General features: G+C 37.8%; 20 protein-coding genes and 1 pseudogene. 10 read left to right on the forward strand and 11 right to left on the reverse strand.

Annotation, left to right across the window (positions count from 1 at the left end; genetic code table 11):
* Nucleotides 1-25 precede the first annotated feature (25 nt).
* Nucleotides 26-142: pseudogene (locus tag CWB78_RS18995) on the forward strand (thioredoxin-dependent thiol peroxidase); the annotation flags it as partial.
* A gap of 88 nt (nt 143-230) precedes the next feature.
* Here CWB78_RS18995 and CWB78_RS15680 read toward each other — a convergent pair.
* The 3 genes from CWB78_RS15680 to CWB78_RS15690 all read right to left on the reverse strand — a co-directional run bounded on the left by CWB78_RS15680 (nt 231) and on the right by CWB78_RS15690 (nt 3,577).
* Nucleotides 231-1,835 carry a M56 family metallopeptidase gene (locus CWB78_RS15680; protein WP_138596395.1) on the reverse strand — a complete coding sequence of 535 codons (1,605 nt, stop codon included), beginning with the start codon at nt 1,833-1,835 and terminating at the stop codon, nt 231-233.
* A gap of 11 nt (nt 1,836-1,846) precedes the next feature.
* A complete protein-coding gene (locus CWB78_RS15685) occupies nt 1,847-2,227 on the reverse strand; it encodes a BlaI/MecI/CopY family transcriptional regulator (RefSeq protein ID WP_138596397.1) in 381 nt (126 codons plus the stop codon).
* A gap of 417 nt (nt 2,228-2,644) precedes the next feature.
* On the reverse strand, nt 2,645-3,577 hold the full coding sequence (locus CWB78_RS15690) for a LysR family transcriptional regulator (protein ID WP_054201160.1): 933 nt from the start codon (nt 3,575-3,577) through the stop codon (nt 2,645-2,647).
* Between the two features lie 96 nt (nt 3,578-3,673).
* Here CWB78_RS15690 and CWB78_RS15695 point away from each other — a divergent pair, with 96 nt between their 5' ends.
* From CWB78_RS15695 to CWB78_RS15705, 3 genes are all read left to right on the forward strand, one after another.
* Nucleotides 3,674-4,108: a DMT family transporter gene (locus CWB78_RS15695; RefSeq protein WP_054201161.1), complete on the forward strand. Its 435-nt coding sequence runs from the start codon at nt 3,674-3,676 to the stop codon at nt 4,106-4,108.
* 7 nt (nt 4,109-4,115) lie between these two features.
* Nucleotides 4,116-4,574 carry a DMT family transporter gene (locus CWB78_RS15700; RefSeq protein WP_054201162.1) on the forward strand — a complete coding sequence of 153 codons (459 nt, stop codon included), beginning with the start codon at nt 4,116-4,118 and terminating at the stop codon, nt 4,572-4,574.
* A gap of 115 nt (nt 4,575-4,689) precedes the next feature.
* Nucleotides 4,690-5,136 carry a hypothetical protein gene (locus CWB78_RS15705; protein ID WP_054201163.1) on the forward strand — a complete coding sequence of 149 codons (447 nt, stop codon included), beginning with the start codon at nt 4,690-4,692 and terminating at the stop codon, nt 5,134-5,136.
* Nucleotides 5,137-5,208: 72 nt separating this feature from the next.
* On the opposite strand, the gene CWB78_RS15710 is transcribed toward CWB78_RS15705, so the two are convergent.
* The gene (locus CWB78_RS15710) at nt 5,209-6,687 is read right to left on the reverse strand and encodes a substrate-binding periplasmic protein (RefSeq protein WP_138596399.1); all 1,479 of its coding nucleotides are present in this window, start codon (nt 6,685-6,687) and stop codon (nt 5,209-5,211) included.
* Between the two features lie 289 nt (nt 6,688-6,976).
* Between CWB78_RS15710 and CWB78_RS15715 the strand changes: the two genes are divergently transcribed.
* The 4 genes from CWB78_RS15715 to CWB78_RS15730 are packed head-to-tail and all read left to right on the forward strand — an operon-like array spanning nt 6,977 to nt 8,716.
* Complete coding sequence (locus tag CWB78_RS15715) at nt 6,977-7,657, forward strand: hypothetical protein (protein WP_138571415.1); 681 nt, start codon at nt 6,977-6,979, stop codon at nt 7,655-7,657.
* Nucleotides 7,658-7,693: 36 nt separating this feature from the next.
* Complete coding sequence (locus CWB78_RS15720) at nt 7,694-8,104, forward strand: hypothetical protein (RefSeq protein ID WP_249930469.1); 411 nt, start codon at nt 7,694-7,696, stop codon at nt 8,102-8,104.
* 21 nt (nt 8,105-8,125) lie between these two features.
* A complete protein-coding gene (locus tag CWB78_RS15725) occupies nt 8,126-8,428 on the forward strand; it encodes a hypothetical protein (protein WP_055013378.1) in 303 nt (100 codons plus the stop codon).
* 15 nt (nt 8,429-8,443) lie between these two features.
* Entirely contained in the window at nt 8,444-8,716 is a 273-nt protein-coding gene (locus tag CWB78_RS15730; RefSeq protein ID WP_138596401.1) for a hypothetical protein, read from the forward strand.
* 129 nt (nt 8,717-8,845) lie between these two features.
* Here CWB78_RS15730 and queE read toward each other — a convergent pair whose 3' ends face one another.
* Nucleotides 8,846-9,511 (reverse strand): 7-carboxy-7-deazaguanine synthase QueE, encoded by a 666-nt coding sequence (gene queE / locus CWB78_RS15735; RefSeq protein ID WP_055013381.1) that lies wholly within the window; start codon nt 9,509-9,511, stop codon nt 8,846-8,848.
* A 145-nt stretch (nt 9,512-9,656) separates the two neighbouring features.
* Between queE and queC the strand changes: the two genes are divergently transcribed.
* Nucleotides 9,657-10,313 (forward strand): 7-cyano-7-deazaguanine synthase QueC, encoded by a 657-nt coding sequence (gene queC, locus CWB78_RS15740; protein WP_008110177.1) that lies wholly within the window; start codon nt 9,657-9,659, stop codon nt 10,311-10,313.
* A gap of 60 nt (nt 10,314-10,373) precedes the next feature.
* Here queC and CWB78_RS15745 read toward each other — a convergent pair whose 3' ends face one another.
* Nucleotides 10,374-10,823, reverse strand: a complete 450-nt coding sequence (locus CWB78_RS15745) for a methyltransferase family protein (RefSeq protein ID WP_010388452.1) — start codon at nt 10,821-10,823, stop codon at nt 10,374-10,376.
* A gap of 174 nt (nt 10,824-10,997) precedes the next feature.
* On the opposite strand from CWB78_RS15745, the gene CWB78_RS15750 reads away from it, so the two are divergent.
* On the forward strand, nt 10,998-11,240 hold the full coding sequence (locus CWB78_RS15750) for a hypothetical protein (RefSeq protein WP_010388451.1): 243 nt from the start codon (nt 10,998-11,000) through the stop codon (nt 11,238-11,240).
* An 8-nt stretch (nt 11,241-11,248) separates the two neighbouring features.
* On the opposite strand, the gene CWB78_RS15755 is transcribed toward CWB78_RS15750, so the two are convergent.
* The 5 genes from CWB78_RS15755 to CWB78_RS15775 form a co-directional block, all read right to left on the reverse strand.
* Nucleotides 11,249-12,262 carry a hypothetical protein gene (locus CWB78_RS15755; RefSeq protein WP_138596403.1) on the reverse strand — a complete coding sequence of 338 codons (1,014 nt, stop codon included), beginning with the start codon at nt 12,260-12,262 and terminating at the stop codon, nt 11,249-11,251.
* A 95-nt stretch (nt 12,263-12,357) separates the two neighbouring features.
* Entirely contained in the window at nt 12,358-13,023 is a 666-nt protein-coding gene (locus CWB78_RS15760) for a tRNA (adenine(22)-N(1))-methyltransferase TrmK (protein WP_138596405.1), read from the reverse strand.
* Between the two features lie 8 nt (nt 13,024-13,031).
* Nucleotides 13,032-13,961, reverse strand: a complete 930-nt coding sequence (locus tag CWB78_RS15765) for a class I SAM-dependent methyltransferase (RefSeq protein ID WP_109874453.1) — start codon at nt 13,959-13,961, stop codon at nt 13,032-13,034.
* On the reverse strand, nt 13,962-15,956 hold the full coding sequence (gene uvrB / locus CWB78_RS15770; protein ID WP_138596406.1) for an excinuclease ABC subunit UvrB: 1,995 nt from the start codon (nt 15,954-15,956) through the stop codon (nt 13,962-13,964).
* The gene (locus CWB78_RS15775) at nt 15,953-17,332 is read right to left on the reverse strand and encodes an MATE family efflux transporter (protein ID WP_055013372.1); all 1,380 of its coding nucleotides are present in this window, start codon (nt 17,330-17,332) and stop codon (nt 15,953-15,955) included. The genes uvrB and CWB78_RS15775 overlap by 4 nt, the downstream gene beginning before the upstream one ends.
* Nucleotides 17,333-18,391: the final 1,059 nt, after the last annotated feature.

Raw genomic sequence — 18,391 nt, forward strand, 5'->3', positions numbered from 1 at the left:
AAACGTTATAGGCAAAGAATAGGCCGGAAATCACCGCCTTACTTTCTTAGTAGGCCAAGACGGTAAAATTAAACACTTGTTTGATAAATTTAAAACCAAAGATCATCACCAAGTGGTGTTGGACTATTTAGCCGCTGAATAAAGGCTAAAGGCTAAAGGCTAAAGGCTAAAGGCTAAACAAGATAAAAAAAGCGTTGCTCAAAGGCAACGCTTTTTTTGTATTTGCTTATTTATAATTTAGCTAATAACGGTGATTGTGGAATACCTACTCGAGGAAGGAGAGCCGGTGTTACCGCAAAGGCTGCTGGTAAACGTCCTTTTAATTCAGCCATTTTTGTTTGATTATTTTGCTGATCAAAAATGTAGTATTTTAAAACATCACCATAAGTACTTCCCTCTAAACTAGCTTGTTGCAGTGTGTCTAATGCTTTATCGTAATCTGCGCTATAAATATAAGCTAATGCTAAGTTTCCAGCAGAACCTTCGTGTAAGTTACCGTCAAGCTCTCTAGACAACCCCTCTAATTCAGCTATAGCCAGTTCATAACGACCAAGTTGTATGTAGGCATTAGCAAGCGAGTTTTTCGTAAAATATGGCGGGTTGCTTCCTGCTGGATACCATGTTTCGTAAGCACTTAAGATATCTTCATATTGTTCAAGTTTAGAAAAAACATGAACGAGTAAAGTATAACTTTCTAATTTAATTTTTCCCTCTTCAAAACCTGATAGCACATCTCTATTTGCATACCATTTTTGAATATTTTTTGCCGTTTGTATTAGTTGTGTTGGTTGATCACTTTTTGCATCACCAGCTACCTCTAAAAGTTGCGCTAACTGTTGGTTATACTGATTACTAGCTGCGGTCTGTTTTTGCGCACTATGTTGTTCATTCTTTGGATTTTCATCAACAATTTGTGCTGCTGCCAACGCGCTAAAAGACAGTGCAGCCAAAGCCATTACCATATGTTTACTTTTCATTGTTTTTTCCTTGTTTAACATTTTAATCCTTTGAATATTAAAACTCTTTGAGTGTTCAATATTCAAAAGAGGGGGAGTGAAAAAGTTATATTTAGATTTTTTTTCATGCTCAGAGAGTAACAAACTGGCTAAATCTAACTGATACTTACCTTTGAGTTTACGCATACATTTTTCGTCACAACTAAGCTCTAACTGCTCTTTTGCCAAACGCGCTAGTTTTGAGCATATTGGGTTCCACCAAAAAACACTTTCTATAAAGCAAATTAGCCATGTCCAATAAATATCACCTTGTTGTAAGTGCGTTAATTCGTGCTCAATAACAGAGTTTAATTCTTTTCGATTTTCCATCTCAGGAGTAAGCCAAACAACCGGATTGACTAATCCTGTTGCAAAAGCAGGTCCTCCAATTGAGGTGAATCTTATTGGGTATATACAGTTTGCTCGTTTTGAAGTGCTATATAAGCTTGAGTTAGCTTTTAAGTTTTTGACTAACTTTACATACATAGCGACACGCAACGTAAACAAGCAAACTCCACTAAACAGCAGTACAATAAAAATATGGTTTAATGATGGTAACCAACTGACTGGTGCAGAAATGGCGCCTTCTGATAATGCAATCTGGGTATTTTTAGGTGCTGCAAATGTGTTTAACAAACCAAATTCTGCAACATTAACGGTATACGCAGATACGCCCTCAGAAAATGGCAATTGAGAGAAGTATTGCCAAGGAACAAACCACGCTATTAAAGCCAGCATGAGCAAATAAAAATTTAATCGAGAAGGAGCACTTTTCATCCCTAATGATGCAAGCAAACAACACACGCTAATAATTGTGCAAGTTACAAAATAATCCATCATAGCCTTCTCCTTTAATCTTGCTTTTTACTTTTCAATAGCGATTGTAGGTACTCAATATCCTCGTCATTCAGCTTTTCTTCTTTAATAAAATGGGCAATTAAGCTGCGAGAGTTACCTTTAAAAAAACGTTGCATAAAGCTAGGCATTACTTGTGCTGAAAATGCGTTTTGAGTGATCACTGATTTAAATACAATCGCTCTCCCCTCTTGCCCACAGCGTACTATCGCCTCTTTTTGCTCCAACCTATCGACAATTGTTTTCACCGTTGTATAAGCTACTTTTTTGTCTTTTTGTTTATCCGCTAGGAGCGCTTTATGTAATTGGCTAGCCGTGCATGGCTCGTGTTGCCAAAGCAACTGCATTATGTCTAATTCAAATTCACTGAGTTTCATTTTAACCTCCATTACTACATCTGTAGTTATTAACTGTTACAAATGTAGTAATAAGCGTTCAGTGTGTCAATATAAAAATTAAAATAATTTATAGAAGAAGGCAGCAATAAAAAATAATATCGGTATTGTGTAATAGGATTGCTTTTTATAGTTCAATAAATAAAAAGCTTAGTTAATGTGTGTATAGGCATTTCAATATGTTAATTTAAAGCCACCGCCTTATTTTTCAAATATTGTAAAAACACCTATCTAGTACTTTTAAATATCAATATACCTGCCTTTAGTAAATAAAAATAAAGGTGACTAGTGTATGTATTTATTTAAAAGCCAGGCATCTATTGCTTACTTTGTGAAAAATTTACTTAATATTTTTTCACTACAGTTCTGGCTAATTATCTTAAGTACTGACTTTCTTTTCTATTGTTGCCAATAAAGCGGTTCACCGAAAACATCAGCAAAGTAATCAATAAGCGCCCTAACATTTAAAGGGGCATAGCGTGTGTGTGGATAAATAGCCGCTATTTGCTGAGGCTCTGTTTTAATTGCTGCATCATAATTAGGTAACACCTTTACTAAAGTACCCGCCTTTAAATGCTCACCAATAAGCCAATCAGGAAACAGCACTAAACCCATGCCTTTTAATGCACAAGTTAATAATGTGTCCGCATTATTTGAGGTAAGTAATGGTGCAACAGGGTAATGAACCCATGATCTATTTTTAGCTTTAAACAGCCAACGATTTGCACCTGAAGAACCTTTATAAATTAAACATTGATGATTTTTAAGTGCAGATGGATTAGTAATTTTAGGGTTGTTTTTCAAATACGCTGGTGAGGCTGCTAAATGATACACTTGTGTACCAAATACGCGCGCATGTAACGAAGAATCGGTTAACGCACCGATACGAAATATAACATCGGTGGCATCACGATGCGGGTCAATAAAGTCATCAGTAAGTGTTAACTCTATTTGTAAGTTTGGATAACGAATACTTAACTCAGGCAACCAAGGTGCAATGTGCCTTTGGCCAAAAAATACAGGCGCATTAATTCTAATTAACCCGGTTGGTTCGAGCGTTCTGTCTTGCAGCTCTTTTCTCGCGTCATTCATTTGCTCGGTGATTGTTTGTGCATAATCTAAAAACAACCGACCCGCTTCTGTTGGCACAACAGCACGGGTATTTCGATAAAAAAGCTGCTGCCCTAGTGCATCTTCTAATTGTTGAATAGTGCGTGAAATATTTGACGCAGACACCCCCTCCCGCCTAGCCACCTCTGAAAAACTATGGGTATTAAAAACACCGATAAACGTAACGAGTGTTTTAATGCTCACTGTATTTATGTCATTCATTTGTGCAATTCCTGCAAAAGTCATTTCTGGATTGTAGCGTTTTTCTGGCTGATTAGCTGGGTTAAAATGGTATTAATTACTATTTGGAGGATATAAATGCAATTTCTATTAATATTACTGACCTTTATGGGCGGTATGGGTTTGTCCGTAGAAGCGGGGTTATTAGGGCCTTTGGGTAGTGAAGTGGGTGAACTGTGGGCCACATTTAGTATATTTGCGGTTGGTGCCGCCTTAACATTTTTGCTAATGCTGTTTTTTAGCCCTCGTAATAGTCCTTCATTTTTTAGCCAGCCCCCTTCTTTATTATTAGGTGGCGTGCTTGGCCCTGTTTACGTGGTTATTTTAACAATTGCAACGCCAAACATCGGCATAGCCATGACAATGATCGGCATACTCGCAGGGCAAATTTTCAAAAGCTTAATTATTGACCATTACGGTTTGTTTGGCACCACTGAACGCAAAATCGATGTTAAACGCATTATTGCTTTGGCGTTTATTATTATCTCTCTGGTTTTTATGGCACAAGGATAAACTCACTATGACTATTATTATGATTTTTCTAGCTGTAATTGGTGGCGCAACATTAAGCATTCAAGCAGCCTTAAACGGACGACTAGGCGGTAACGTCGGTGTTTTTAAAAGTGCTTTTTTAACCTTTTCTGTTGGTGCACTAGTAACCGCACTGCTCATATTTTATTTTGAACCAAATCATGCTGTAACCTTAATGGATGTACCAAAATGGCAGCTACTTGGTGCCATGTGTGGCGTACCATACATTGTTATTATGGTGCTTGCGGTGCAAAAAATAGGTACAGCGGTGGCAACCGTCGCGGTTATTTTTGGTCAACTAACCATGAGTGTATTAATTGATAATTTTGGCTGGCTTGGTAATGAGGCTATTGCATTGTCACCCAGTCGACTAGCGGCGTTAGTGTGTTTAGCCATTGCATTATTTTTTATTTATTCAAGCGGTAAAGTTGAAAACAAAAAATCGTAGTATAAACCTAAAAAACGTTGCTCAAAGGCAACGTTTTTTATTGCTTTAGCACTTTAAACTTTGGCATCGCGGCCGATAACAACATTAATAAACATACTATTATGGATAATAAACCGTGATACAGCTAAATAAACACTCAGCCTTTGACGTTAAAATTACAGCCGAAAAAACAAATATTGCACAACAAACAAAAGACACAACAAAAAATCAGGACAACACTGATTATCAATTATCAGACAAAGAACGCAATAAACTCTCAGGAAAAGAGGCTGAGCAAAACGCTGAAAAAGCAACAAATTCAGAAATGCCTGAATATATCGCAAAAATGATAGAGCAACTGAAAGAGCTCAAGCAGCTGCTTGAAGAACAAAAAGAGCAACTCACTCAATTACAAGCTCAATCGGACCAAGAAGACGAGGCTATACAGGCACAAATTGAAGCACAAGCAAACATCGTTTCATCAACACAATCTCAGGTAATTGCGCTCGTGCAAATGATCAGCCAAGCCATGAAGGATGCAGGTATTACAGACTCGGGGGCACTTGTCAGTGCCATTGTTTGAATTTTCAGAGCAAAGATTTCAATAATAAATAGCCTACCCTAGCGGTTAAAAAACTACGCTGTGCTTGCGTTCTTACTTTTCACCCAACAGTGCTTGCTGATAAATTTTATTAAACTCTTCAGCAGGTAAGTCAGCCGCAAAGTGATATATAAGCGCTTTGTATTTATCGCTTTGAATTAATTTTGAGAGTGTATTATTAAAATCATGAACAAATTTTATATTTTCTTCACTGCGCTCACACATTAAATGCCCAACAGTAAACGATGTATTTAATTTCAAATCAAAGGAGTGAATGTCTGCGTCTGTTATATCCTGCCAATACGTGGCTACATCGCTGGGGTATTCAATAGACGCATCAAATTCTTGCAACTTAGCTAATTGTTGTAATCTAGAGAATATATTAGTGGGCGCTGGTTTTATTTTAGTTTTATCTACTTCTTCAAGTAGAGACATAATGTCTTCGGAGAATATTCTGAATTTTGATATTCCCAACCTTAATTCACTTTGTGACACTAACTCGTCTAAATTTTTCATATGTTTAAATTCAGTTAAATCAGTAGGAGAATAAAGTCGCGGAGCGAGATACAAAGAAAACGGCTTTGATATTAAATAGCGGTTTGCTCGTTCTGGGGTGTTAATTTTATTGGCATAACAATAATTAGTGCCAAATTGAACTTCATTATTTGTATTCAGCGCTTTTACAAACTCAACTCTGTAGTCTCGCATTTCAGTCAAAATTAATTTATAAAGCTGTGCGTCTAGTGATTTTTCTTCGGTAACTGAGTTCAGTCGCAGCAAAGACTCATCGTTACTACTCAATACGATTTTTATTTTACTTGCGTCAAAGTCAGCAAACCGCGTATTGTCATAATCTAATTTATATAATTCCTGTAACCGTCCCGATGATTTTAATTTTGGCATGGTTTGGTCAAATTTTCGCGCCAAGGCTCTGCCCTTTTCATCGTTCGAAAAGGCTAAATAAATAGGCCTTGCAGGTACAAGCTCTACATAATTAAGCTTTGATTTATACTCTTTGGGAATGTTGTAGTCAAAATCAACGAAAGCATCTATACGTTTATTTAGTAGCAGAGCCATTGCTTTTTCAATAGTAGAAACCGGGTAATAATCGTGTGGGTATTCAATAAACTTATCGAAATTATAGCCGTCGAGCCAGCTTAATACTTTGTTGTTTAAATCAGATAACTTATTAAAGTTATTAGTAGAATTTAAAAAATAGGCATTAATTGGATAATCATAATCTAAGTACCAATGAGGATAATAGGCTAAAGGAACATCTTCTTTAGCAACACCAATTACGAAGTCATACTGTTTTTGTTCAAATAAATTGGTAATTCGTTTGTAAGTACTAAAATCAAACTCGAGCTGTTCATCTGCATAAACTTCTTTGAGTAGCTCAATATAAACGCCTGTTTCATCCGGATTGGTGTAATCAACCCAATGAGTTACGCCAACTTTTACACTCGCAAAAGCCGAGTTTATACAAACATAAGAAAAAACAAAAAACAGTAGTAGGTATTTAGCCAAGCGCATTCTCCCAATCACTTAGTTTAATATATGCACCACCAGTGTACTTTGCAAACTTAGGTGTTAGTTCAAGGTTCAAGGTTCAAGGTTCAACAAAATAAAAACAAAAGCGCTGCTCAATAACAACGTTTTTTAGTATTAGCTTTGCTTAAAAGTCATAGAAAACTTAGTGATAGTAATATCTTAGGTAATTTGTTAAAACTATATAAATTAGATAAATGAGAGTGACATAGTAGAAACCTGCGCGACGCGCGCACTATACAATAGTAAGGTGCAAGGAGTAAATATCAAGCGAATGAGCAATATTAATTTAATTGATTTACGCATTAAAATAATGCGAGAAGTTTTAAGCTTATGCTCAATAAACATCTCTGATGATTTTAATTCTCAAATTATTTCAATACTCGAATTAGACAATATCCGTGACTATGGATTTGTAATAGATTCTTTGTATCTGCTCGAAGATACTCAACTAGCTAAGGGTGACTTCTACAATCATGGAATCAATATACATGAATCGAGAAACGAGAAATTTGGTGAAGCATACTTACGCATGTACGGAATATTCAATGCCTGTTATCTTCAACTACAAGCTTTAATAACACTATCTTCTAAATTGAAAATACCATTTTCAAAGAGTGAAGCGGACCATTTACCAATCTTTCTATTTAGGACGTATTACGCTTCACACACCGTAAACACAGGATATAGCTCTGATAGACGTTCTTATATTCTCGACCGACATGCACTATTAAATGGTTCTGTTGAAGGCTATTCGTCAAATACAAATGGTGAAGATCATTTTGTAAAGGCAGACATCCTCGAACTCTTATATGAGTGGGATCATTTCTTAGCCAAAAATCTTAAATCCATGTCATCAAAGTTTACTGATAAAATTGAAATTATACCTCACGATGAATTCGATTTATCTGAGATCTCGGAGCTTATTAAGTCAGAAGCTGAAATGGAATCATAATGCACCTAACAAGCAACTAATTAGGAGAAATAACTATTGGTTTTAGGTAAATCGATAATGCGATGTTTATTTTTATTATATTTGTTTAGATTTGGCTCTTCTGCTGCGTCATGCATTCAAACTGATGATCAAGTTGCAGCATGGAACTTAAAATACAATCATTTATTTAATATAAGTGTACAGCAAAATAATAACTCATTTTTCATTACAGTATATTTACCAGAGAAAATTAAAGAAGAGATGTTTAATTTTGTTTGGGTTGTAGTAGGTGAGCAAGATGACCCACTATTTGCCTTACCAACAACTGTGGTCAAAGAAGAAGGAAAGACAAAAGCTTGGTTTACCGCTAAACCTATTAATGGTGAAAAGTATGCATTTATTTTTAGCTACGGAAAAGGTTGCGGCATTGAAATTGAATTACCTGTTGATTTTAAAGAAAAAACATAACAACCATAACGGAGTTTTAAAATGAGAAAAGAGTTCGAATTCACGGTCAAGGGTCATAAAATTAAAATTGTTAACTCATGGTTTAATGGTGCAAAACTATATGTTGATGGCGATTACCGTGATCAAGACTCTACCTTTATTGCTAACGGCAAAACGGCACTTCTTTCAGCTAAACTTGCTGATCTTGGTGTTTTAGAGATTTTCCCCATATCAGCTTTAATATCTGTAGAAATGGATGCATTTTTAATTACGGACGATGAAAGGTTGCAAGTATACAGCTCACATAAGCGTTTAAACTTAACACAGCAGCGATTAGCAAAATAAACACATAGGTAAAATATGAGACTATTAATGGCCCCTTTATTACTCATTATTGCTGGATGCAGTAGTGTTGTGCAAAAGGATGAAACATATTCGCCGTGCTCTGAAGCATGGTTTAACCATGTTGAACAGCAAATTAATACCGGTGACGGTTATGGACATGGGCCAGACATTGGCTCTTTAGAATGGCGCTCTGTGATCATGTTTAAACTCGGTATTAGAGATAAGCCAAACGTACCAGAATTAAATACTCAGCAGTGGTGCCAGTTTATTGATGAAAATTATATTTAAAGCCTGCTTGGCTTTATGAGCTGAAATTTGTTGAGTTAGGTTGGGGTTTACTCACCCAACCTACGTAATATAACTTAACGCCAAGCAGTTTAACGCTTACAGCTAAGCACTTATAACTGCTCTTTCTGTTTAACTAATACCCAAATACTTATGTACTTGAATTGATAAGCGCCAGTTTTTGGCGATACAAGTATCAATGGCTAATTTAGTTGCCGACGTTTTTTGACTGATTGGCTGTAAATATACCAGTTTTGGGTTAACACCCGTGGCGACAAATAACTCTTCTAGTTCTTCTACGTGCTTTTGCATAGCAACCGGATGTTTAATTTCATCGGCGCGTTGCATAGCACTGCTCAATACTTTGTAACCACCACGCATATTAATTTTTGGCGATACCGTAACCCACGTTTGGGCAGGGGCGAGAATTTCAAAGGTGCCACTGGTTTCTATTTGCGTGCTAAAGCCATGATCATGCAATAAATTACACACTGGATTTAAATCGTACATGCAAGGTTCACCACCGGTGATCACAACATGCTTGGCGGTATAGCCACGGGATTTAAATAACTCCAGGACCTGCGCGGCACTGGCCTCAGCCCAATGATCTGAGTCGGCTTTTTTTTCTACCGTGTCATCTAGTGATACTTTATATACATTATCAACATCCCAGGTTTGTTTAGTGTCACACCACGAACATCCCACAGGACAACCTTGCAGGCGTAAAAATATAGACGGCGTACCGGTAAAGCTCGCTTCACCTTGAATGGTTTCAAACACTTCATTAATTTTGTACAAAAGAAATCTCACTTACAACCTGACGGCAAAATTGTTACTATTAAAAATCGCAAAGCACGGTGCAAAAATTGTCATTTATGCCTTGGCCGTGTAGTATATCGCGCCCTGATATAAACCTCTATCAAAACTAAAGAGCAAACCACGTATGACGCAAAAAGTAGTTGTTATTTATTCCGGCGGTATGGACTCATTTACTGTATTAAATAAAGCCTTGCAGCAAGGCCATGATGTTTATGCCCTCTCGTTTGATTATGGTCAGCGTCATGTTAAAGAACTTAAAGTTGCCGCCAACGTATGTGAAAAGCTAAATGTCCCGCACAAAATTGTTGATATATCAGCAATTAATCAGCTTATTGGTGGTTCGTCGTTAACAGACGATATTGATGTGCCAGAAGGCCATTACGAAGAAGAAAGCATGAAAAGCACCATTGTGCCTAACCGCAATATGATTTTACTTTCCTTAGCGGTAGGTTATGCAGTGTCGCTTAAAGCGAGCAAAGTATATTACGGCGCGCATTCAGGCGATCATGCAATTTACCCTGACTGTCGTCCTGAGTTTGTTAAAAAGATGGATGATGTATGTCGTATTGCAAATTACGATGCAGTAGAAATTTTTAGCCCGTATTTAAACAATACTAAAATCGATATTTTAACCGATGGTATTAAAATGGGTTTAGACTACAGCCAAACATGGACCTGTTATAATGGTCGTGACAAAGCGTGTGGTAAATGTGGTGCCTGCCAAGAACGTTTAGAGGCCTTTGAGCTTAACAACGTGACAGACCCGCTTGAATATGAGTAAAGTTCAACGTTAATACACTAAAAGGCTACCAAGGGTAGCCTTTTTTGTTGCGATAAAACGTTAAAGCCAGCGTTTTACTCGTGATTTATAATCGTCAAATTGCTCACCAAATAATTTGTGGAGCGCCCGTTCCTCTGGGATTATTTGAAATAAGGTAATGTAAGCAATAAACCCTGCTACACCTAAAAAAGCCCACATTGAACCCAGCCACACGCCCCAGCCTGCTAATATAAACGCAAAACCTAAATACATCGGATTACGAGAGAATTTATAAACACCTGAGGTAACTAAACTAGACGCTTGTTCTGGTTTGTTAGGTAGTACTGTTGTTTTAGCAAACCGGAAACTCACGACCCCAGCAATACAAAATATACACCCAGTAGCGACAAGTGCTAGCGAGAGATAAGTAATAAATGCGCTAAAATCAATCACGGTATAATGTGCAATCAGTGCCATTACAGCAGCAAAAAACACCACAACCACAACCGGTGGAATTTTATTATTTAACATACCTACTCCTTGTATCGATTAAAAAACTTTATAATTACTATATGGTGGCGTCACAAATAATAACAATGACTTATCGAATATTTATAAATACAAATAAAGTTACAATTAATTAGCTTTATGAGCGCTTAATTATGGTTATAATTTAAGCTTAAAGAAAAGTTAAAGGAAGTAATTATGTCTGGCACAACAATGATAGTTCTCATTGTACTTATTTCTGTAGGTTCGGGAGTTATTTACGATATGTATAAAAAGCACCTTGAATTTAAACATAAAGTACAGGACAACAATCAAGACGCACACAAACAACTAGCTGAGGTAACCGCTCAAGTGAGTGAACTTAAACAACGAGTACAAACACTTGAAGCCATTGTTACCGACTCAAGCTACAACGTAAAACAAGAAATAAACAAACTTTAATGTATACGTTACAAGTAATTTGGGTATAAATGTGCGTTTTCAGGCTGCTCAATGCCATGGGCAGCTAAAAAACCACCAATTGCTTGACCACACCCTTGTGGCGCTCGGCCACTGTCTATCTCAAAATTTAACTGATTCGCCTCTTGTTTGCCCATTGAGCACAAACTAACTGAACTTGGCGAACGCATAGAAACACTTAACTCGCCTATTTGCTCCGCCTGTACATGCTTACAAAAACGTGCAAAACCCTGGTATTTAAAATGCTCGCTCACATAATCATTGCTTATAGCAACCAATGCGGCAATAAAACTATGTAAAAAGCTATTTGTTGTTGTATCCGGAGCTAAAAATGACAAAGTTTTGTTATTAAACTCACTCAGCTGGCAACTATCGCAATGAAGTTTTACCGTATACACCTGCTCACCGGTGATTATAGCTTGGCAGTTAATTAGCTCTATTTGGTTATCCGCAAACACAAGGCGATCTATCAGCTCGTTCAATGAAATATTTTTAAACGATGTACTTTTAACAAGCTCGGGATTTTGTGCCATAACGGGTAAGTCATGATGATTATTAAATGGCGTACTGGTTGCGCCTTGGTGTTGCAGCTGAAAAAGCTCTCTTACCTCATGCTCACGCGCCACTTTTAACGCTAAAAATGCAGTTTGAATAAGCTCCGAGGTAGGCAGGTTCTGCTCTACTGGCCAACGGCGACCAAACAATAGTTTTTTTGCTTTATTATCAGCGCGATAATTGTCTGGGCTAAGTACTGCTACTTGCAAATAAACATCACTGTTTTTTTCAGCTGCTAACACACTAAAGTGGTTGGAAAAACTAATGTCGTTAAGCACTTCATTAACACTGGCCAGCGTATGCTTGTAACGCAAAAAATGCTGCGGAACAATCCAATTTTTATTAGCCAGTTGTACTAGGGGCGCATACGAAATAGGTTGCTCGTAACTGTGTTGCCATTTTTGCCCATCATCTAATAATGACTCAATTTTTGTGTTGTTATCTGACATATATAAACCAAATAAATCTGCCTAGCGGCAAGGTATTAACTATGAAGCACTTTACGTAGTTAATCATAAAAAGCGATCACACTTTTTGGCAGTATTTAGCGTTCAAATACGCGTTGATACTCTGTTATAACTTTTTGATAGTAAACTCTATCTTTATTGAGCATTCGAGTATAATGGTCAAGCAATTGTTGCTGATATTGATGATGTTGAAGGTTATATGTATCCCACATATGAGCCCCCGTTTTAGTAATAGTGCCGGTGGCATTAAAACTGACTTGTAGCACTTCGTAAAAACGCTTGTTTTCAACAATAATTTGCTCGCTATCGAGCTGCAAATTACACGCTTTTAAACCCGCACGTACTTTATAGAGGTGCATAATAGGGCAAATAATAAAACTTAGTTGTTTAAGGCTGTGCGGATTATTAGCAATAATTTGCTCAATGAGCTTTAAGCATAAATCGCCCCCCACTCCCGCAATAACGATTACTTGCTTAGCACCTGTTGGCAGTTTAATTTGCGCAACATCTTCGCAGCGCACTTGCCATGAAGGCAAAGACTTTCCTTGCTCAAATTGTTGTAGCGACTGCTCAAGCGCTTCCATTAACTCTGGAATAATATCAACAAAGTTTATTTGTTTGGCTATGCCGCGCTCAAGTAATGCCATACCTAAAAAGCCATGATCGCAACAACAATCCCAAACAATATCGTAAGACTGTGTAATTAACGAATTGATGGCGTTTAAACGTTTACTCAGTTTCATTTAACTCACTATGTTTTTGTTTTGTACACCAATGCTTTTAAGCTTTTATCGCTATCAATTTCAATAAAGCGATCGGTAGGTTCTAGGCGTTTAACAAACTCAATAGCACCTTGAGTATGCTCTTCAATAAGTGCTTTAAAATCGTTTTCTGTAAGCTCTGGGCTATTAGCGCATAGCAATAACTGTGTAGTATCGTTTAAAAGCTCAGGAAGTCTGCGCAGCACTTTTTGATAGTCTTTGGTTAAAATAAAACTGCCTTTTTGAAAACTGGGCGGATCAACAATAATTAAATCAAACGGTGCGGCTTTTTTTAGCTTACCAAACGACTTTAAAATATCGTGCGGTAAAAAACTGACCCCACGATCGACATTATTGAGTTGGTGGTTTTGCTTACCCACTTTTAACACACCTTTGCTCATATCCATGTTCATCACATGATCTGCACCGCCGTGCATAGCCGCAACCGAAAAACCACAGGTATAAGAAAACAAATTAAGTACTTTGGCGTGCTTACTATTTTGCATGACAAACTCACGGCCTTTTCGCATATCAGGAAAAATACCGGTGTTTTGCTTACTCATTAAATCAACCAAAAAACGCACCCCATTTTCGGCTACACTATGACGAACTGGCAGTTGACCGTGAACAAGGGTGTTATGGCTTTGTAGCCCAGCTCGCTGTTGATACACCAATGCAGTAATTAACTCTGGATGATGTTGTTGTGCCCATTGCCATAACGTATCGGTGAGTGCAGCGAGTGTTTCCTCGTCAATTTCACTGTATGACACCAAAAACAAACTTGGTGGGTAAAAGTCTAAGTTAATATGACTAAGCGCTTCCACACTGTGGCCACGCCCATGAAAAACGCGGCAAAGCTCATTGTCGGAAAAAGGCGTGTCTGCCAAAGCATTTATAAGGGGAGTAAAATCGGTTGTCATTTAATTAATCAACTGTTGTTGTAGTTCATGTATTTCGTCGCGCACTGAGGCGGCTTTTTCAAATTCTAAATCACTGGCATACGCATGCATTTTGGTCTCTAACTGCTTAATTTGCGTTGCAATCTCTTTAGCACTGAGGATTTTTTTAGAGTCTTTACGAATAAGCTGTAGATTGTCTTGCGGTGAGGCATCTTCACCTACATCCATTACATCAAGTATTTTTTTAACCAAGGCACTGGGCTCAATACCGTGCTTAACATTATAAGCGTGTTGTATTTCTCGACGTCGGTCAGTTTCTTCAATGGCTTTGGCCATCGATTTAGTCACTCTGTCACCGTATAAAATAGCGCGACCATCAAGGTGGCGCGCCGCACGGCCTATTGTTTGAATAAGTGAGCGTGCTGAACGTAAAAAGCCTTCTTTATCGGCATCTAAAATAGCCACTAGTGCAACTTCTGGCATATCTAAGCCTTCACGTAGTAAGTTAATGCCTACTAACACATCAAATACACCGGCACGTAAATCACGAATAATTTCTACCCGCTCTACGGTATCAATGTCAGAGTGTAAATAACGTACTTTTACATTGTGCTCACTCAGGTAGTCGGTCAAATCCTCAGCCATACGTTTGGTAAGCGTGGTTACCAGCACTCGCTCTTTTAATTCAACACATTTGTAAATTTCTGAGAGTAAATCATCAACCTGATCGCCTACCGGGCGCACTTCAATAACAGGGTCAAGTAAGCCGGTTGGACGAATAACCTGCTCTGCAACTTCGCCGTTGCTGCGCTCTAATTCAAAGTCGCCCGGGGTGGCCGATACATAAATGGTTTGTGGTGCAATGGCCTCAAACTCTTCAAAACGCAGTGGCCTGTTATCCATAGCTGAGGGCATTCTAAAACCATATTCAACGAGGTTTTCTTTACGGCTTCTATCACCTTTATACATGGCGCCAATTTGCGAGACGGTTACGTGCGATTCATCAATAATCATTAATGCATCGTCGGGTAAATAGTCCAGTAATGTTGGCGGTGGATCGCCAGGTGTACGCCCCGATAAATAACGGCTGTAGTTTTCAATACCAGAGCAATAACCAAGCTCGGTCATCATTTCTATATCGTATTGGGTACGCTGAGCTATGCGTTGCTCTTCTACTAACTTATTTGCGCTGAGCAATTGTGCTCTGCGCTCTTTGAGTTCTGCTTTAATTTTTTCTATGGCTTCGAGAATTTTTTCTCGTGGCGTTACATAGTGAGTTTTAGGATAAATAGTGGCACGCACTATGTGTTTTTCTACCGCACCGGTTAATGGGTCAAAAATACTTAAGCGTTCAACTTCGTCATCAAACATTTCTACACGCACTGCATAGGTGTCTGATTCAGCTGGAAATATATCAACTACTTCACCACGAACGCGGTATGTACCGCGACTAAAATCAATATCGTTTCGCGTATATTGTAGCTCTGCAAGACGGCGCAGCATGTCACGTTGGTCGACCTTTTCACCCACTTTTAAAAGCAGCATCATTTTCATGTATGAGTCAGGATCGCCCAAACCATAAATTGCCGATACTGACGCAACGATGATGGTATCGCGTCGCTCTAAAAGCGCTTTGGTGGCGCTGAGTCGCATTTGCTCTATATGCTCATTAATAGATGCGTCTTTTTCGATAAAGGTGTCGCTGGCTACCACATAGGCTTCAGGTTGGTAGTAATCGTAGTAAGATACAAAGTATTCAACCGCATTGTGTGGAAAAAATTCTTTCATTTCGCCATACAACTGAGCCGCTAAGGTTTTATTATGCGCCATAATAATAGTTGGCCGGTTTAAATCACTAATAATGTTAGCCATAGTGAACGTTTTACCTGTTCCCGTTGCGCCTAATAAGGTTTGCTGGGCCAGTCCGGCTTCTAAGCCTTCACACAACTGAGCAATAGCGGTTGGCTGATCCCCTGCGGGTTTAAATTTTGATACTAGCTGAAAATGATCGCTCAATGACTACACTCCTGTAATGCTTGACTGCTTAACGCTTCAATTTCTTTCATAAACCACTTGTAGGCTACAAGTGCTGTAAATAAATTACCAATGGCCGCGCCAATAAACAAGCCGATTAAGCCTGCAAGTTCGTTCCCGATATACGCAAAGGGAATATAAAAAACAAACAATCGAATAACGCTTAAAACTAAGGCGTTCATGGGTTTATGTAAAGCGTTAAACGAGGAGTTTGATAAAATGATCACTCCTTGCAAGCCATAACTTAAAGGAATGGTATAAATAAACAGCTTGATGACATCAACAACCGCTTGCTCTTTACCAAATATTTCACTAATGACGCCTGAAAAAATAATTAAAATAATATAGATAATGAACTGCCACAACATTACAAACTTGAGCGTACCTAGGTAGGCATCTTTTACGCGAGAAAAATGACTCGCTCCAAAGTTTTGGCTAATAAAAGGTGGCAAGGTCATCGACAAGGCTAATACCACTAAACTCGCTATTGACTCTATTCGACTCCCTACCCCAAAAGCAGCCACGGCTTCGGGACCATGATGAGCAACTAATGCGGTCATAACGGCCATAGCAACTGGGGTGAGCATGTTAGCACCCGCTGCCGGTAAACCAATTTTTAAAATTTTACGAATTGCACCAATAACAGTTTGTTTGCCCGCTTTTAAACTAAGCAACTGCTTTTTAGCAATTAATATGTATAAAATAATCGCCACTCCAACTGCCCAAGCTATAACACTGGCAATAGCAGCGCCTTTAATGCCTAATGCGGGAATGGGACCAAAGCCAAAAATCAGCATAGGATCGAGTACGGCATTTATAAGTCCAGCCCCCCCCATAATAATACTCGGTGTTTTAGTATCACCGCTCGCACGCAGTACAGAATTACCAATCATTGGGGTAATTAAAAACACACTGCCCAAAAACCAAATACTAATATACTGATGAATTAGCGGGAGTACTTGCTCCCCTGCCCCAAGCAACGTAAATATGGGATCAATCAATAAATAGCCACTAGCAGATAAAATTAATACTAATATTACCGCTACCAACAACGAAACACTGGCATCAAAACGCGCTTCTTCTAAATTGTTACTGCCTAATGCTTTTGCAATAACCGCAGAAGTCCCTATACCTAAACCAATTGCTAAACTAATCACGGTAAAAGTAACAGGAAATGTAAAACTAACTGCAGCAAGCGGCTCTGTACCCAATAAACTAATAAAAAAAGTATCAACTATGTTGAACATCATCAGGGTAATCATCCCAAAGATCATTGGAACGGTCATTTTCTTTAACGTAGGCAAGATTGGAGCAGTGAGTAAATCAGGGCGAGTATGTGATTGAGAATGTGCGCGCATAAAATAAATAAGCCTCTTTTACTGAACGACATATTTTAAAGCATCCGGAGAGTTCAAGCCATGCTTTATTAAATCTAAACAACTAAATCAGCATTTAATCTACAAACTATTACTTTTACGCTGTTGTAAATAAATTTTGCATAAACACATTAAAAATCAAATTAAATACATTTATGTAACTTTTGCAACATTTACCTTTTAGATTTTGTTGCTTTATTACACAGTTAGCGATGATGCTTTATCGTCACGAAAAATTTTATTTATCGTTTAGGTGGCTATCTAAGCTGAATCATAAGCCTTTGTTTTTTAATATATAAAAAAAAAGCTTTTTAATACTTGAAATCGTTGTAGCGCCCTACAGTGCTGGGGGTGCTGATGTTCTTAAAGTTTAATAAACAGAGTTATCCACAGAAACCGTGGATAACTCATTCAACCCCGCGTTTATAAAGGGCTACAACCCGGTGCAAATTTAACAGTGTTGTGGTTTTTTTACGTTATCAATATGGAAACAGCGCAAAATGGTTTTGTAACTCATTAAAACGAGATTATTTGTTTATTTAATGCAAAACCATATTTATGTTGAATAAATACCCAACCCTTTGATTGCTCTGTTTTTATACAAAACCCACATAACTCTACAAACATTTTATTTTAATCAACATAGAAACTATCTATTACGTCTTTCATTTAGATTTAGTTCAACAAACTTTAACGATACAAAGTAAAAGTGAGGTATTTATTTTAAATACGTTTATAAAGTCTTTTTAAAAATAAAGGAAATAGACCAGTTTTTTATTACTAAAAGCTACTTTTTTAAATTTTATGGCAACTTTTATTGGATAAAGATCCTTACTTGATTCAAATATTACGCTGTTTTTGTAAAACAATATCACTACGCTTTACTTAAATAGTGTTATAAAACGCGCAGATTGCACATAAAAACAACGAATAGACCTCTTTTTTGAATTTATGATCTTTTATATGTTGACACTTTGCTATGCGGTCATTAATATTTCGCCCCGTTGAAAGGCAAGACGCTTCCCCCTTAGCTCAGTTGGT

Source organism: Pseudoalteromonas sp. S1612 (assembly GCF_005887175.1).
GTDB classification, from domain to species: Bacteria; Pseudomonadota; Gammaproteobacteria; order Enterobacterales; family Alteromonadaceae; genus Pseudoalteromonas; species Pseudoalteromonas undina.